Origin of the sequence: Vreelandella titanicae BH1 (assembly GCF_000336575.1) — a bacterium.
In the GTDB taxonomy this organism is placed as follows: domain Bacteria; phylum Pseudomonadota; class Gammaproteobacteria; order Pseudomonadales; family Halomonadaceae; genus Vreelandella; species Vreelandella titanicae.
This window is the reverse complement of the sequence record NZ_AOPO01000013.1, coordinates 110,370-126,751: the sequence shown is the minus strand read 5'-3', so window position 1 is coordinate 126,751 and position 16,382 is coordinate 110,370. Positions and strand designations below refer to the sequence as shown.

Annotated in this window: 12 protein-coding genes; all 12 read right to left on the bottom strand. The window is 51.0% G+C overall.

What is annotated here, in order from left to right; translation table 11 throughout:
• Positions 1–37 precede the first annotated feature (37 nt).
• Positions 38–889, bottom strand: a complete 852-nt coding sequence (locus HALTITAN_RS19325) for an ABC transporter permease (protein WP_159176464.1) — start codon at positions 887–889, stop codon at positions 38–40.
• A complete protein-coding gene (locus HALTITAN_RS19320; RefSeq protein ID WP_009288097.1) occupies positions 873–3,827 on the bottom strand; it encodes a glycosyltransferase in 2,955 nt (984 codons plus the stop codon). The genes HALTITAN_RS19325 and HALTITAN_RS19320 overlap by 17 nt, the downstream gene beginning before the upstream one ends.
• Complete coding sequence (locus tag HALTITAN_RS19315) at positions 3,820–4,071, bottom strand: hypothetical protein (protein WP_039860174.1); 252 nt, start codon at positions 4,069–4,071, stop codon at positions 3,820–3,822. Before HALTITAN_RS19315 ends, HALTITAN_RS19320 begins: the two co-directional genes overlap by 8 nt.
• Before the next feature lie 49 nt (positions 4,072–4,120).
• On the bottom strand, positions 4,121–5,272 hold the full coding sequence (locus tag HALTITAN_RS19310; protein ID WP_039860173.1) for a glycosyltransferase: 1,152 nt from the start codon (positions 5,270–5,272) through the stop codon (positions 4,121–4,123).
• Positions 5,273–5,589: 317 nt separating this feature from the next.
• A complete protein-coding gene (locus HALTITAN_RS19305; RefSeq protein ID WP_039860171.1) occupies positions 5,590–7,029 on the bottom strand; it encodes a mannose-1-phosphate guanylyltransferase/mannose-6-phosphate isomerase in 1,440 nt (479 codons plus the stop codon).
• A 46-nt stretch (positions 7,030–7,075) separates the two neighbouring features.
• The gene (locus tag HALTITAN_RS19300) at positions 7,076–7,459 is read right to left on the bottom strand and encodes a GtrA family protein (RefSeq protein WP_022519996.1); all 384 of its coding nucleotides are present in this window, start codon (positions 7,457–7,459) and stop codon (positions 7,076–7,078) included.
• Complete coding sequence (locus HALTITAN_RS19295) at positions 7,434–8,393, bottom strand: glycosyltransferase family 2 protein (protein ID WP_051052147.1); 960 nt, start codon at positions 8,391–8,393, stop codon at positions 7,434–7,436. Before HALTITAN_RS19295 ends, HALTITAN_RS19300 begins: the two co-directional genes overlap by 26 nt.
• Before the next feature lie 8 nt (positions 8,394–8,401).
• Entirely contained in the window at positions 8,402–10,252 is a 1,851-nt protein-coding gene (locus HALTITAN_RS19290; RefSeq protein WP_039860169.1) for a DUF6311 domain-containing protein, read from the bottom strand.
• 12 nt (positions 10,253–10,264) lie between these two features.
• Positions 10,265–11,641: an undecaprenyl-phosphate glucose phosphotransferase gene (locus tag HALTITAN_RS19285; RefSeq protein WP_009288094.1), complete on the bottom strand. Its 1,377-nt coding sequence runs from the start codon at positions 11,639–11,641 to the stop codon at positions 10,265–10,267.
• A 10-nt stretch (positions 11,642–11,651) separates the two neighbouring features.
• Positions 11,652–13,103 (bottom strand): TolC family outer membrane protein, encoded by a 1,452-nt coding sequence (locus tag HALTITAN_RS19280; protein ID WP_009288093.1) that lies wholly within the window; start codon positions 13,101–13,103, stop codon positions 11,652–11,654.
• Positions 13,103–14,482: an HlyD family type I secretion periplasmic adaptor subunit gene (locus HALTITAN_RS19275; RefSeq protein WP_039860168.1), complete on the bottom strand. Its 1,380-nt coding sequence runs from the start codon at positions 14,480–14,482 to the stop codon at positions 13,103–13,105. Before HALTITAN_RS19275 ends, HALTITAN_RS19280 begins: the two co-directional genes overlap by 1 nt.
• A 1-nt stretch (position 14,483) precedes the next feature.
• On the bottom strand, positions 14,484–16,238 hold the full coding sequence (locus HALTITAN_RS19270) for a type I secretion system permease/ATPase (protein WP_009288091.1): 1,755 nt from the start codon (positions 16,236–16,238) through the stop codon (positions 14,484–14,486).
• Positions 16,239–16,382 lie beyond the last annotated feature (144 nt).

Below are 16,382 nucleotides of genomic sequence, written 5' to 3'. Positions count from 1 at the left end.
AACTCAAGTACTTGTACACGTGCTATAGGCGTCGTCGTCAAAGCGAGTCGCGCAGGTCGCGCTCGGTGCGTTTTAGCAACCAAAATCCGACGTACAGTAACACAAGTGTTACCGCTAGCATGGCCAGCAGCCCGGTAGCCCCAGGAAGACGCTGGTATAAAATCAGCTCTCGATAGGCATCAATAAACTGAAACATGGGATTCAAGCTGATCAGCCCCAGCGCCCAGTCAGGTATAATGTCGTCAACGTAAACAATCGGTGTCAGCCAGAACCATACCGGCAGTAACACCGCAACGCCTTCGCGAATATCTTTTAAATATACGGCGAGAATTGCCAGCGAAAAGCCGAGCGCATAGGTAAATCCCAGTTGTAGGGTGAGTACCACGGGTATTGCCAGCCAGTGCCAATCGATGGGAAAACCGATCATTAGCAGGAATACCGCGAAGAATCCCATGCTGATCAGGTAAACAACAATTTCAGCCAATAGTACCGAGAGCGGCAGCGCGGCTAGCGATGTATTCACTTTGGTGATCATGCCCGCGCGTTCGATAAATAGGTTGGTTATGGTGCTTAGGCTTTTGGCGAAGGCGGTCCAGGCGAGAATGCCGCTGATCAGATAGATACTGTAGGTGAAGCGTTCCACCTCGGCACCAAAGCCTTCAAGCCGTGCGCCCATAATGGCAGAAAAAATCAGCACAAAGACCAAAATATTTATTAGCGGTGAGAGCAGCGTCCAGATTCGTCCCAGCACCGAGCCTTTGTGGCGATCCACCAGCTCTTGGCGGGTTAGCAGAATAATCAGTGGTAAATGCTGCCGCCACCAGCTCAGGGTTTGACGTACTCGTTTTTTCAATAACGGACGCATCTCGCGGTTACCTGGCAATGCCATGGGCATGGCTCCTTGGATAGGTCGCTGTGTTTTCTGACGAACATTGTTCGGTTAATAATTGGTCTCCAAGCACCGCAGCTAACCACTGCTCGCTGCTTTGCTGCCAGCCGAGATAAGGCATGCCATCAGAAGCAATCGTATGACCTTCCCGCCAGTCGCTAGCCCAGTCTTGCAGCGCCTGCGCTAGCGCTTGAGGTGTATCGGCGTCGAAGTAAGTCGCATAGTCACCCGCGACCTCGCGGAAAACCGGAATATCTCGGGCGAAAATAGCAATACCCTGGCGAGCAGCCTCAATCAGTGGCAGCCCAAACCCTTCACCGTAAGAGGCTGCCACAAGCACATCGCTTCGCCGATAGAGCTCTTCCAGCAGCGTATCGCTGGCACCTTCCACCCAAAACAGCTGCTGGCCACGCCTCGGATGCCGTTTGATGCGGCGAACCAGGCCTTCTACCTGCCAGCCTTGCTTGCCCACCACCACCAGATTAATATCAGTGCATTCCGCCCAGCATTGCTCCATCGCGTCTAGCACTTGTTGATGCCCCTTGCGCGGTTCAATGGTGCCCACCATTAATAGGATCGGCCCACGACACCTAGCCAGCGGTTGCAACCATTGTTGCTCTGCTGTGCTTAATACCGCGCTCGTAGGTGGTTGAAAATCGGCTCCAAGGTGGAAGTGCTTGACCCAGGGCCGCTGCCCTTCCTGAAAGCCCTGCCGATCGAGCGCGGCATCAACTTCCTCGGCTACTTGGCGAGAGACACAAGTAATGCCATCTGCCAGCTCACTGACCGATGTAAACCATTCCTTCATCGTCGCTGGAATATGTTCAGGGAAACATGCAGGCAGTGATAAAGGCAGTAAATCATGCACAGTAAAATAAAACCTAACGCCGCTGGCACGCATTCGGCGCATAATGTGACCTGCCTGCTTGAGTAGCGGCGGCGCCCACTCCAAGGATACATAGCGATCGCCGGGGCGTGCTTCTACTGGCACATCGGGGCCCGGTGGCGCTAGTCCTAAGTGTTGGCTGGCAAAACCGCGGGCAAGATAGAAATCATCCCCCCCCCAGCGAATCAGCTCTATCCGCCAACCGGCAGGTGGGTAACGAAGAAGATAGTCGGCTACTCGGCGGGTAACGCGCTCAATCCCGGTTTTAAGGTCTTCCCAGGCAATAGTGCTAACATCAAACAGTAGCCGCGGTGCGTTTTCATCGGGTGTGGTATCCACCTCGCTTAGCACTTTTGTTAGTCGCTTGGCAGACTCAGCCTCTTGCAACTTGTCACTTAGCGGCTCGTGCGCTGCCAGTTGGTCAAGAAATCGTTCGTACTGGTAACGGGGCGCGATCAGTGGTGCCTCCAAAATCGCATGCCGATACTGCTCGGCCACCCGCTCTGGTGCCAGCATGGTGGTCACGTAAGCCCGCCCTGCCTGTCCCAGCCGTTCACGCTCGTCATCATCAGCAATTAGCTGACAAAGCGCTTGACGCAGCGGTGCTAACAGTTGCTGCTCGGGGTCATCGGCCAACTGCCAATGACTTTGCGAAGGCAGTTCCGCACTGCTGCCATGGGCGTTGGCAATCACTGCTAGTCCATGGGCCATCGCATCAATAATAGCGCCTGATGTCTCACCACGAGACTGGGTGCGTAGCTGTACGGCGATATCGGCGGCTTGCAGCCAACGCTGGTATTCCTGGCGAGAAGCATAGCCAGTGACAGTCACTTGGCAACCAAAGGGATGGCGCTTAATCCGACGCGCTAGCGTATGGCCGTACTCACCGCTGTGCTGCGCACCTACCAAGACCAGTCGCACCGGCTGGCTCGTGGCATTGACTAACGGCGGCTCGCTCTCTTCGAGATCACCTAAAAAGGCGTCCAGTAAAAGATGGGACAGTTTTTTGGGGTTAATGCCGCCGAAACTGGCAATGACTCGCTCATTGCTGGCGATTCCCAGCACCTTGCGAGCAGCCTGCTTGTCAAAGGGGGCTGGGAGTTGGCGTAAATGCGGAATTAAATACGTTGGACCGGCTTGCCCTTGCTGCCACCGTTCGGCCAATGAGCGGGCAAAGGCGGAGTGGTAAATCAAACCACCTGCTGGGCGAGTTACCATACCATTCACTGGGTATTGCTCCGCTCCACGCGCATTTTGTGCCGCCTCGGCATGTGCCAGCAGTGCCGGGTAGCCGTGATCAATATAAAGCTGCTGTACTAGCGCGTCAGGCTTCAAACCGCTTTCGTTAAGCCACCAAACAGCATCAAACAGGAAGTAATCGTGCAAGACCACAATCCCCGGATGCCGCTGTAGCAAACCGAATTGGTAGGCATGGTAAAGTGAATTCCCCACCTGATAAAGGGTGTAATCGAAGGATTCAGCTCGCTGCAGAAAAGTGTCAGCATTGATACATTCAAAAACACTGCTTAGCTCGCGATCTACTTCGGGCTGATCAACTACCAGCGTAATAGTAAAATGCGTGGCTAGATAAGGTAGTAATTCTGCACTGTAGTTGGCGATGCCCGTTGTTTGAGGCGGCAGTGGCGAAATAAAGGCCAGCGTCGGTCTGTCAGCATCAATACTTGAAGGCGTAGACGTCAGTTCGAGCGCCAGTCGCCTTTCACCCGTGGCAATATCTATTATCGCTGAGGGCATCAACGCATTAATCATATGCTGTACAACGATATCAGGCAAAGCGGCACTCACCGATGCCAGCGTTTCTTCCTGGTCGGGCAACAGCGTGTGACACCTTCTAGGAGCCACGCCAAGGCGAAACAGATGGCGGTGGCAGGCAACCAGACTAACTTCATCAAAACCAAGCAGCAAAACGTGAGCGCTGCCAGCAGGATTATCTGGCGTGAAAACCTCTGACAATGCCACCAGCCAATCCTCTAGCTGGTTGAACTGTGATTTCTTACGGGCATCAACTATATAAAGGGTATCGTTATTCATGCAGATGCGGCTTCCTACGCTGTTCCAACCCGTTCATTAAACGCTGTTGACGTTCTCCATAGCCTTCGGTGCGATTTGGCGTTACTCCACCTCCGAATGTACCTGCCTGGACTAGACGAATCACCCAGCCTTTTAGCTTTGGAAAGGGCTGAAGTATGCGCTGCCCCAAGCGCCTAATTAGTGGATAGCTGATCAGTTTTTTCACTACGGGGCGCAGCACTCGTTTGACGGCAATCTGAATCACACGTCACTCCTTGGTAATAAGGTACGTTTCAGCGGTACTTCTTGGACGTTTAGTTGAGCTTTTCACTCACGAGTGTTTCCAGACGCTGGGTAAACACGGCATTGCTGAATGCCTCAGCTTGGAGGCGGCAAGCCTGCGGCGAGAATTCGTGCGCCTCAAATGCCTCGATAGCCGCGCTTAGGCTCGCTACAGTTTGCTCAGTAAAGTAAACACCGGTGGCTTGCTGGTGATGCTCCAAACCTTTGACAGTTTCAAGAGCGCCTCCATGCCCATAAGCAATGACCGGCGTACCGCAGGCTTGAGCTTCCAGTGGCACAATACCAAAGTCCTCATCAGCAGCGAATACAAAGGCCTGGGCGCGTTGCATAAGCTGATGCAGCTTTTCCCCTTGCAGGTAGCCTATAAGCTCAATGTGCGGGCTTCCTTCTGCCAGCCGTTTTAAGCGCTGAAACTCAGGTCCGTCACCAACCACTTTCAGTTGGCGTTTTAATGGATCCTGGGCAAAGGCTTGTATGATCAAATCCATGCGTTTATAAGGCACAAGCCGTGATGCCGCCAGGTAGTAGGGCTCCCTCTGGCCGATATGTAATGTAAAGCTGTCGGTGTCTACCGGTGGGTAGAGCACATCTGCGTCGCGGCGGTAATACTTGGCAATACGCTGTGCGACGTTGTGGGAGTTAGCTAGAAAGAAATCCACCTGGGTGGACGTAAAGTAATCCCATTGGCGCAGGCGCTTAAGCGTTTTACGCACATACGCAGTCATGCCTGGCAACCGAAAGTGGCTATTTTCCAGGTAAGCCTCTTTCATATCCCAGGCGTAACGCATCGGCGTATGGCAATAGCAGATATGGGTTTGACCAGGATGTGTGATCACGCCTTTTGCCACTGCGTGGCTAGAGGAGATGACCAGATCAAAGCCGCGCAGGTCGAACTGCTCAATGGCATAGGGCATCAGTGGTAAACAATGGCGGTAAAAACGACTAATGAAGGGTAGACGTTGAAGACCGCTAGTATGAATACGGTGCTGGGTTAACCATGGGATGCTAGCGCGCTCAAGCGTATGCACTAAGGTGAATATTTCAGCTTGTGGGAAGACTTCTGCCAACCCTTTGAGCACTTTTTCAGCCCCACCATTAACCACCAACCAGTCATGTACAATGGCGACGCGAAGGTGCCGAAAACGTGTAGGGGCTACTTGCATGATGGACAGCTTTCCATGTCGAACGGAATAAAGCGCCATAGCTTAAAGTAAGCATGGCACTAGCTCCAGTGAATACGGCAAACAACCAGAGCTAGTGCCGTTGGTGATTTGCACATCGCTGTGTTGAGGACAGAGATCCTTGAGGGCGTTGTTAACGCGTTCTTGAGCGCTATTTTCACCGTCCTTGGGCGAAAGACCTTCGCTTCAACCTGCCCTAGCGCTCGTTATCGAATACTGCAGGAGAAGTCATTTCCAACTGCGATAGTTCTGGCAAACACACCGACGGATTGTGTAAAGAACATGCTTTCGCCCGCCTTCTACTCTCGCCCATACTTGTCGTTGTAACGCACAATGTCGTCTTCCCCAAGGTAGGATCCCGTTTGCACTTCAATAAGTTTGAGAGGAATCACGCCAGGGTTTTCCAGGCGATGTACAGTTCCCAATGGTATATAGGTGGATTCATCTTCGGAAAGCAGGAAACTATGTAAATTAGAGACGTCCCCATGACCTTCGCCTTGGGTTACCTGGGCAGTGCCTTGAACCACAACCCAGTGCTCGGCACGGTGATGGTGCATTTGCAACGAAAGTTGACCACCTGGTTTAACGACAATTTCTTTGACCTGAAAGCTATCCGTTAACACCATGGTGCGGTAATGCCCCCAGGGGCGATAAACCTGCTGATGCGACTGACACTCTTTTCGTCCCGCTGCCTTAAGGGCATTAACAATTAATTTGGTATTTTGCGCCTGACGACGATCGGCTACCAGCACTGCGTCGTCTGTTTCGACAATAATCAGGTTATTAACCCCCACTGCCGCCACTAAGCGAGATTCGCTATATACCAAGCTGTCGTTGGTTTCATGGAGCATTACATCACCATGTATTGCATTGCCGTTCTCTTTATCCTCGCTGGAGCGCAGCTCGTGGAGCGCGTCCCAGGCGCCTATGTCACTCCACCCTGGAGACATGGGCACAACGGCCGCCTGATTAGTATGCTCCATTACAGCATAGTCAATGGATTCGCTGCGACACTGTGCAAAGGCTTCTTCGGCAACACGCAGAAAGTCCATGTCTTCTGAGCGCTGCTCATAAGCGGCCTGGCAGTTGGTCAAAATGTCGGGGGCATAAGCTTTGAGAGCAGCTAAATAATTGCTAGCCTTGAACAAGAAGATGCCACTGTTCCATAGATAGTCGCCGCTGGCTAAGTAGCTTTCTGCTACCCCTAGATCAGGTTTTTCGACAAAGGCCTCAACGCTAAAACCTCCCTCCAGCGCCTGCCCACGTTTTATATAGCCATAGCCTGTGTGCGGCGAGGTTGGCGCAATACCGAAGGTTACCAACTTATCTTGCTGACTCAGTAAGCGGCCTTTTTCTACGGCGTCAGCAAATGCCTTTACGTCTTTAATGACATGGTCAGCAGGCATTATCAGTAACTCGGCTTCCGGGTCGGTTTTGGCTACTGCTAATGCGGCAAGCGCTAATGCGGGAGCTGTGTTTCTACCGCAGGGCTCCAGAATGATTTGGCTCTTCTTAAAGCCGAGTTGATGCATTTGCTCAGCAACTAAAAAACGGTGCTCCTCGTTACATACGATGATGGGGTCACCTGCGTTGGTGACACCTTTTAGACGTAGCGCCGCCTCCTGAAGCAAACTGACGTTGTCTTTATGCAAATTCAGAAACTGCTTTGGATAATGCTCACGCGATACAGGCCAAAGGCGCGAACCAGAGCCGCCAGATAAAATCACCGGTATAACCATATTTTCCTCGAAAACGTATTTTACAAACATCAAAAAGGGGCTGGTATTACTGGGTGAATACCCAACACCGTGCTAGCACGTAACTTGCCACAGCGGCGACTACCACCGCCGTGGCGATGGCCCAAAGCCCGGTTACCCCCACCCCTAAGGCACCCGCTAGCACTAGGTTGTTAATACTAAATCCAGCGAGAGACATGACGGTAAAGCGCCATAGACTTGCACTGCGACGAAAAGTAACCCGCTGATGGCCTGCTAATGAGATGCCAAAGGCGACGCTATAGGCCAGCGCATTGACGATAAACTCATGGAGCGCTGGGAATACCATTATCATCAACGCTGCCGCCAGGATATGGGTCATTGATGCCGCTAGCCCAATAAGGCCGAAGCGCAGCATCTGCCATAGTTCAGCGAGTGGAGGTGTATTCGTCACTGGTGTCCGCCACGATGTATAAGGGCCGCTGTTTACTTTCAATAAAAAGACGGCCGATGTATTCACCTAAAATACCGATAGAGAGCAGCTGCATACCGCCAAAAAATAAAACAGCTGTCATCAATGATGCATAGCCTGGCGCATCGCGCCCGAGAAACAACACTTGGCTAATGATGATGATAATATAGATAAACGCCAAGCAGGCGATGAGCCCGCCAATATACGACCATATGCGCAGCGGCAGCGTACTAAAACTAAACATGCCATCTAAGGCAAAGTTCCATAATCTCCAATAATTAAATTTAGATTCTCCCTTCAGCCGTGCGGGACGCCGATAGGGAACGCCAATACTTCGATAACCGACCCAGGCATAGAGCCCTTTCATGAAGCGGTTACGCTCCGGCATTGAGCGCAGGGCTTCGATCATGCGACGATCAATCAAACGAAAATCACCAGCGTTTTCAGGGATTGGCGTTTCAGTAATACGGTTAAAAAGCCGATAGAAGCCACTGGCCGAATGGCGCTTAGCGGCCGTATCATCAGGGCGCTCGCTGCGAATACCGTAAACCATATCGACACGCTGCTGCTGCCAAATCGTGACAAATTCCAGAATGAGTTCGGGCGGGTCCTGGAGATCCACATCAATGGGCACCGCCGCATCGCCATGTGCGTTGAGCAAGCCAGCCGAGAGCGCTGCTTCTTTACCGAAATTGCGGCTTAGCGCAATAAACCCAACGCTTTCGTAGCATTCAGATAGCCGTTTTATCTCGCGCTGGGTTCCATCTGTTGAACCGTCATCAACCATCAAAATACGCCACTGCCACGGAGCGTCGGCCAGCACGCTGTGCACTCGTTGAACAAAGGTCGTTACGGTATCGACCTCGTTAAACACTGGAACGACAAGCGTAATGAGAGGGGGAGTATTAACGTCCATGCGAACCTTTATTGGGTGGCTTGTGATGACAACGGTGAGTAACGGCCTGACGAAACCGCAACGGGTTGCCATAGAATGGTGACGTTTTCATGCGTCACACAGGCCCAGCTGGCTAATCGACACGCTTGTTGCGAGAGCTCGTGGTCGGTTATCAAATACACATGCCCTTCGGGCAATTCACCTTGTGCCAAATGGCGGCGATAAGTTTGTGTTGCTGCGTCGATGATTTGTTGATTTGCCCTGGCAAGGTAGGCAACGTTGATCGAGAGATGGTGTTCTGCTGCCAACCACAAGTAGGGTTTAATGGCATCAAGGTCATGTGCTGGAAAGGCGATCAAGCTGTCGTGTGATGCCCATACCTGACTTAACTCGTCATCCTTCAATACGTCGTAAGCACGGGGGTCAACACGACTGGCTTCGACTTGATTTTTAACCTTGTTGCGCATGAAACTGTAAAGCTCGCGCAAATCTTCTCTTTGCACCACCATGGCTAGAACCAGCAACGGTAACAGCCAGCATGCTCTCATATTTTGGGCAAGCTGGATAAACGTAATAACCAATAGTAAGTAAAGTAGCGGCCATACCATTCTACCGCTTGACCGTAGATAATCTTTGAACGGCTCAAACAACATGTCGTAGTAGAGCGGAATACTGCCTTGGCCTATCGATACTTCTCCAGCCATAGCGAATCCAAACAGGCCAACGGAGGCTATCCAAGCTGGTAGCCAGCGGTGATCAACTAACGCTTCTTGATGGTAGCCATCATTATTTACTGCATTAACGCTTGCTAGATTTACCTCGCGATTAAACCAGGTGCTGACTATCAGCGCTAACCACAGCAGCAAAACACCTGCGCCAACATAGGCCATACCTTCGTATTGACCTTCTTTAGCGGGCTGCCAGCCGGGAAAAAGCACTGATAGTGACGTAAAATTGTCGTTAAAAAACCATGCCGATGAACGCGGATTGAAAAACGTCAGTAGTTCAGCGGAATAAAAGCCGTAGCCACCCGACGCGGCGCTTTGGCTATCTAAATGAAAGTAGCCTGCCCCCCACATCACAACGAGGATAATGCAGGGTGTCGCCACCCCCATCAGCCACCACGCTTGATAGCTGTAGAGCACACTCATTGTTTGCTGTCGTACTGGCTTGCTTTTTGCGTCAATCGCCCCTTTCACCACCCTATAGCTAATCGATAACCACCAAACCGCCCAAAACACGCCTGCCATAAAAAAAAGATAGAAATGCATCAAAACAGCCACTGTGAGCAGTAACAGCCAACAAGCGGCCCCCTTGAGGCGTTGTTTTTCGGTTGTCAGCGTAAGCTCAATGGCGATTAGAATTATCCAATGCGCAGTTAAGGCTTCGTGGCCTTGAATACCGATACCGCGCAAAATAACGATGGGCAAGCTGCTGATGAGCAATGCGCCAGCTAGCGCTGCATAGGCGGGAACACCGACGCTCAGTAGTAACCGACAAGCTACTAAACCGTTCAAACAATAGTTAATGACAATGGCTAGCCCTAAATATTGAAAAGTGTCGGGCAGCCAGTGGTGGAACAATTTTAGAGGAATAGCGTAAAGCGGTATTGAGTCAGTATAGACAATACTTGTGGATAGTTCAGTGGCTAGCGTTTTCACGGCCCCTAGGGGCCAACCCCACGGCTCCTGACGGAAAAACTGCCAACCAATGTAATGTTGAAAAGAATCACCTTCGTGTAAAAGCCAATCAGCATCGCGAGGGTCCAGCATGCCACGGTAAAAATAAACAGCTAAAAGTGCTGATAGAATGCCAGCACCAACTGCCGTGATCGCCCCGTGCTTTTCGTACCACCAGCGCCACGTCCCTGTCGTCTTCATTGGTCGCTTACTCTAAGGCTGTCGATTCACAAATCCATGCGTGATGGTCATGGCGAGTATTTTGAGATCAAACCCCAACGACCACCGTTCTATATAATAAATATCGTATTCTACCCTCTTTTCCATCAACTTGACGTCGTCCGTGATGCCCCGCAGGCCGTTTACCTGGGCCCAACCTGTCATACCCGGCTTGACGCGATGACGCTGCATGTAGATATCAATGTGGTCTTTATAGTGGTCGTTGTGATCCATGGCGTGGGGCCTTGGGCCAACAAGCGACATTCGGCCTTGTAGTACGTTATAAAGCTGGGGAAACTCATCTAAGCTGGTACGTCGTAAAAAGCGCCCCAATGGCGTTACACGGTCATCATCGTAGGTAGCCTGCTGCGTTGTATCGCTTTTGTGCAGACGCATGGTTCTAAATTTATAAATTTTGAAGCGCTTTCCGTCTAGGCCATGCCGCTCTTGCTTGAATAATACCGGCCCACCCATTTGCCAACGAATTGCCGCTGCAACTGCTAACATTATCGGGCTAAAAAGCACAAAGAGCACTAGACCTAGCACGCGGTCTTCCAGTGCTTTAATAAAACGCATGGAGCCACTAAGCGGGGTGTAATTAAGTTCTAATGAGTAGAGGCCCGCCACCTGCGTAATACGGTGGTTCAACAAGCGTATATCAGGTAAGTCGGGGAAAAAGCGAATACTAGAGGGAATACCGGCAAGCAGGCGCATTAAGTGGCGCACGCGATTACCTTGAACCAGGGGGTAACCTATCCATATTTCGTCAAAATTGCGCTGAAAAATGTTCTCTTGGGCGAAAGCAGCCATTTTGTGAAAAAAAGTCGTGTCGTCTTCATCAATATAATGACCTACCACTACATACCCCGCATGGGGTGTTTCAATGACTTTTTTTTCTAATAGGGCGATATTATCCTTTTTACCAATTAACAGCACTCGCTTTAAGTTATGCCCTTGTGCGCGCAGGCGCCTCAAGTATCCGTACAGCAACGTACGCATTACACTGCCCACTGCTAGCACCGATAATGCAGAAACACCCATCCACAAACGAGAGAAACTCTGTGTGCCTTTAATGGCAACAAGCAATAGGCTGAGCAGGGCAATAGTCGCTACCCAGGTCACAAGATAAATACCGAGCATGGTGTAAAGGCTGCGCCCACGCCAAGGCTGGTAGAGCCCGAATAGCTCACCTACAGCGGGTAGCAATAGACTGCCAATAAGTATCAAGAAAAGGTAGTCATTGCCATCGTGGTCGATATCGGGCATCAGCCAAAGAGTAGCCAATGCTACTAACGTGGCTATACCCGCATCAAAGCAACGCATCGCGCGACGCAACCACTCACTACCTTGGCTTGTTTTTATAACGGCCATAGTATGATGGCTACCGAGCTACCTGCGCTGATGTGGACATTGAGGCCAGTAGCTCCATAATGCGAGCCAAGTCATCGCTTTCCAAGCTCCCGACTGCAGCATGCAGCGCCAGCGTGTCCAAGGCATAATTGCCCACGGTATCAACGTACTGAATACGCTGATCATAAAGACTCGCACGAGCATCAAGCACATCGACAAGATCGCGTAGTCCTAATTGTTCACCTCGTTCGGCGGCATCTAAAAACAGTTGACTCGATGAAATAGCTTGATTCAACGCCTCCAAGCGACGTTCGCCACCGTTAAGTGCTCTGATACGCTGCCGCACCTCTTGAATCGCAAGGTTGCGTTCATTATCGAGAGCAGCCAACCCTGCCTCTATACGCTTTTCACCTTGCCGAACGCTGGCATTAGTGTAGCCACCACGATATATAGGTACGCTTAATTCCACGCTCGCCCGGTAGTCTTCGCTTTCTCTCAGTTCATCGTCACTGACCCGATCTGAATAACTAAGATTTAGGTTTAGCTCGGGGTAGTAACCAGAGCGCCTGACGCTACTATCAGCCTGGACGACCTGTTGCTCTTCGCTAGCATATAGGACATTCAAGTTTTGATTAGTGCGGGCGATCCACGCTTCGGGATCACCAATATCATTATTGAGGGTAACCGTCGTAAGTTCGCCAGGCGCAGAGCTTTGAAATTCGGGCATCACGCCAGTGAGGCGCTCTAATTCGCTTAAAGCATTATCTAGCTCGTTTTCTGCCTCAACAGCATCGGATACCGCCTGATCATACCTGGATTGGGCTTCCAATAGGTCTACTCGATTCCCCACCCCTAAATCAAACGCACGACTTGCTTGGCGGACTTGCAGATCAAGTGACTTTTGCTGGGCTTCCAGCAGCCCAGAACGCTGTGCAGCTAAATAGGCTTTTACATAAGCTTCGCTTACCTGTATCGCCAGCTCTTGTTCTACAACGGCAAGCTGTAGTTCAGCAGCACTTACCTGAGCACTGGCAACATCCATTTTCCTCCAGCGCTCTAGGCTGAAAAGTGGTTGCTGTAGCTGAACTTGATAGTAAGTTTCATCAATTTCGCCGGGCCTTGTTGCGGGTTGACCCAAATCTTCATCACCAACGGTTTGGATATTTGTAGAATCTTGCCATAAATACCCTCCAGTTGCGCTGATTTGGGGCAGCAGCTGTGAGCGGGCCATAGGTACTTCTTCTTGAGTAGCATCTAGCTCGTATCGCTGACGAGTAAGGTCTGAGTCGTGACGCAGTGCCCGGGCAAATAGCTCAGGCAATGATGGCAGCGTTTGGGGTTGTGACTCCGAATTAGCCAACGCTTCTAGTTCAGTAAGCGCTTGATCATCTGCGGTAACATCGTTTTGTGCCAATGCCGGCTGACTAAGCAGCGCAACTGCAAGTACAAGCGCACTCAGGTTAAAAGGTGTCGTCCGTGTCATTAATCCTCCCGGATAGCGCGCGATAGCATGTCAGTAACTGGTTTGGCGATGTAACTAGCAAAAGTACGCTCACCAGTACGGATCATGACTTCAGCAGGCATACCTGAAAGCAGGTGCATTTGCTCCGTCATGTCCTCTTTTCCTTCATCAGTTACCCGAATGCGCGTTTTATAGTAATTCTGACCGGTCGCCTCATCTTCGAAACTATCGGCGCTGATGTGAATAATCTCACCATCAATTACATTTGTTAGTCGCTGGTTGAAAGCGGAAAAACGAATTTCAGCAAGCTGGCCTATGAAGAGGTTATCGATATCACGCGTTGGAACACGCGCTTCCACCACAAAGCCGTCATCTGACGGAACCACTTCCATGATGGGATCCCCAGGTCGAATAACGGCACCGACTGTATGAACTTGACGGCCCACCACGGTACCCGAAACCGGGGCGCTCACAACGGTTCGATTGACTTGGTCGGTCAACGAGGTAATACGCTCCTCCGCCTCCGCTATTTGCGCTTGAGCATTGCGCAGCTGTTCACCTACTTCGGCCTGAAACTCCTGTTGAGTGATCTCTTTTTGCATACGAATTTCGCTGATTTGCGAACGAAGCTGAGCAATATTAGATTGGAACTCAGCATTGTCGCCTTCGTATTGCAACACTTGACGCTCGAGTTCGCGCAGGCGCTGGTTGTCGCCGAGGCCTTCGCGATACAATGAACGGAAGTCTTCCGCTTCTGAACGCAATGAGTTAATGCGCTGGTTATTAACTCGTTCACGCGCTTCTAGACCATCAATCTGCTCTTGCATTTGAATGATCTGCTGATCCATTGAGTCTAGTGTACTGAGCAGCGATTGACGGCGCGCATGAAACAAACTTTGCTGAACAGCTGTTACCTGCTGGATCCTATCGTTATCCACCGACATCAGCTCTTCGGGCATCTCAAGCGTTTCGGCGCCTTGCTGTTCTGCTAGTAAACGCACTTCCATCGCTCGGTTTATATAGTATTGAGATTGAGCAATTTCAAGTTGCGAGCGCACCTGAGTATCGCTCAATATAACTAGAGGCTGCCCGGCCTCTACTTTGTCGCCATCTTCCACCAAAAGCTCTCGCACAATGCCACCTTCAAGATGCTGCACCGTGCGCTTAAACGACTCCATGGATACATTACCTGGGGCTACCACAGCTACCGCCAATGAAGCTGTCACAGACCACAATACGAACCCACCAAGCGCTATACCTAGAATAGCGTAACCGAGCTTACGATAGCCTTTATCACTGGTTGGTAACTTCTCTTGAGCCTCACCTTCAATGGTAGCAGGGCCTTGTGGCGTTACATCAATTTCGCTTTTGGCTGGGAGCTGATCTTTGTGACTGCTCATATTACGACTCCTCACTACCACGACCACCTGAAATGGCGGAGAGGCGAGCTGAACCCTGTTGGCCTACTTGAGGGCGTGGCTTTTTGGCAAACTGGGCAAGTACTTGGTCTCGGGGGCCAAACATACTGACTTGGCCTTCTTTCATGACCAAAAGCTTGTCCATTGTTTTTAGTACGCTAGTTCGATGACTTATTACAAATAGCGTTGTACCTTCTGCTTTTAATTGAGCAATGGCTTGGCTCAGCGCTCGTTCACCAGCGTCATCGAGATTGGCATTTGGCTCGTCTAGCACTACCAACACTGGGTTACCATATAAGGCGCGTGCTAACCCTAAGCGCTGGCGCTGACCACCAGAGAGTGCACCGCTATTTGAGGCAATAATCGTGTCGTACCCATCTGACAGTTCCAACACCATTTCATGAACGCCTGCTTTTTTGGCGGCTGCAACGACTTTCTCTGGGTCAACATTGCCAAACCGGGCAATGTTCTCGCTGATGGTGCCATCGAACAATTCAATATCTTGCGGTAAATAGCCGATATAAGGCCCTAGCTCGTCACGGTTGTATTGATTAATTGCACCTCCATCAAGCCTTACGTCGCCCACCTGTGTTGGCCATATCCCCAGCAACACGCGGGCAAGCGTTGATTTGCCTGCCGCACTAGGGCCGATGATGCCAACATGCTCACCTTTAGCGACACTAAAATTGATGCCTCGGATGGTGGCCATACGCGTACCTGGAGGAGCAGCAGCTACGTTTTCTATATCAACAACACCTTGGGGAGCAGGCAGCGACATGTGGGGTTGTTCGCCTGGAATCTGTACTAGAAGCTCGTTTAACCGGCCATAGGCACCACGCGCCGATACAAAGCCTTTCCAGCCACCTATCATTTGATCGATAGGGGCCAGCGCACGTCCCATAAGGATAGAACCAGCAATCATCATGCCGGGGGTCATTTCGCCTCTGAGCACTAAGAGCGCACCCAGGCCAAGAATCAATGACTGGAACAGTAAGCGCATCACTTTAGATGTATTCGTTAACGCGCCTGCTCGGTCGCTTGCTTGCGACTGCTTAGCAAGAAACTCATGATGGCGCTTTGACCAGCGCCCCATAATGCCAGGCAGCATGCCCATTGCATGAAGCACTTCAGCGTTACGTAAGTTAGAGTTGGCTAGGTTTTGCGCTTGAATCTGCTCACTATTAGCTTCAGCAAGCAAGGTTTTTGTAGACTTCTCATTAGCCACCGCTAGCGCAAATAAAATAATCCCCGCGCAGGTAGCAAACACCCCGAGCCAGGGGTGGAAAATAAACAGAATACCTAGGTAAACCGGCACCCAAGGGGCATCAAAAAAAGCAAACAGGCCATTTCCGGTAAGAAATTGTCGCAAGCTGGTCAGGTCATTAAGTGGCTGGGCACTTTGGCTGCCAGGGGACATTATGCTACGTCGAAACATGGCGCTGTAGAGGCGCTGATTGATAGTGGTATCTAAACGGTTCCCTATCCTCACCAACATCCTTGAACGTACCAGTTCCAGCCCGCCCATCACCATAAATAGAAATACGACGACGAGCGTCAACATGATCAGCGTATCGAGACTTTGCGTGGTGAGCACGCGGTCATACACTTGGAGCATGTACATGGGGGGAACTAGCATCAGCAAATTGACGAACATGCTAAAAAAGCCCACCGATACAAACGAACCCTTACAGGCGCTTAATGCACGCTGTAGATCCGTTGCTTCCTGTTGCTTTGCCATGGAGGGATCACCGTTGAATCAAAAGAAGTCACGCGAAGATTATCGCGGCAGCATAACAGAAACGCCCCTGCCTAGGGTAGGGGCGTTATGAGAGTAAAAACTGTCAGGAAGGGGGTCGAGCTTATCTATACCCAACCCAAGGTC

What these genes read in the sequence shown, in the direction of transcription:
- HALTITAN_RS19290 (WP_039860169.1), bottom strand. Translation starts at nt 10,252, where the DNA reads ATGAAGACGACAGGGACGTGGCGCTGGTGGTACGAAAAGCACGGGGCG.
- HALTITAN_RS19270 (WP_009288091.1), bottom strand. Translation starts at nt 16,238, where the DNA reads ATGGCAAAGCAACAGGAAGCAACGGATCTACAGCGTGCATTAAGCGCC.
- HALTITAN_RS19325 (WP_159176464.1), bottom strand. Translation starts at nt 889, where the DNA reads ATGGCATTGCCAGGTAACCGCGAGATGCGTCCGTTATTGAAAAAACGA.
- HALTITAN_RS19305 (WP_039860171.1), bottom strand. Translation starts at nt 7,029, where the DNA reads ATGGTTATACCGGTGATTTTATCTGGCGGCTCTGGTTCGCGCCTTTGG.
- HALTITAN_RS19320 (WP_009288097.1), bottom strand. Translation starts at nt 3,827, where the DNA reads ATGAATAACGATACCCTTTATATAGTTGATGCCCGTAAGAAATCACAG.
- HALTITAN_RS19310 (WP_039860173.1), bottom strand. Translation starts at nt 5,272, where the DNA reads ATGCAAGTAGCCCCTACACGTTTTCGGCACCTTCGCGTCGCCATTGTA.
- HALTITAN_RS19285 (WP_009288094.1), bottom strand. Translation starts at nt 11,641, where the DNA reads ATGGCCGTTATAAAAACAAGCCAAGGTAGTGAGTGGTTGCGTCGCGCG.
- HALTITAN_RS19295 (WP_051052147.1), bottom strand. Translation starts at nt 8,393, where the DNA reads ATGGACGTTAATACTCCCCCTCTCATTACGCTTGTCGTTCCAGTGTTT.
- HALTITAN_RS19275 (WP_039860168.1), bottom strand. Translation starts at nt 14,482, where the DNA reads ATGAGCAGTCACAAAGATCAGCTCCCAGCCAAAAGCGAAATTGATGTA.
- HALTITAN_RS19280 (WP_009288093.1), bottom strand. Translation starts at nt 13,103, where the DNA reads ATGACACGGACGACACCTTTTAACCTGAGTGCGCTTGTACTTGCAGTT.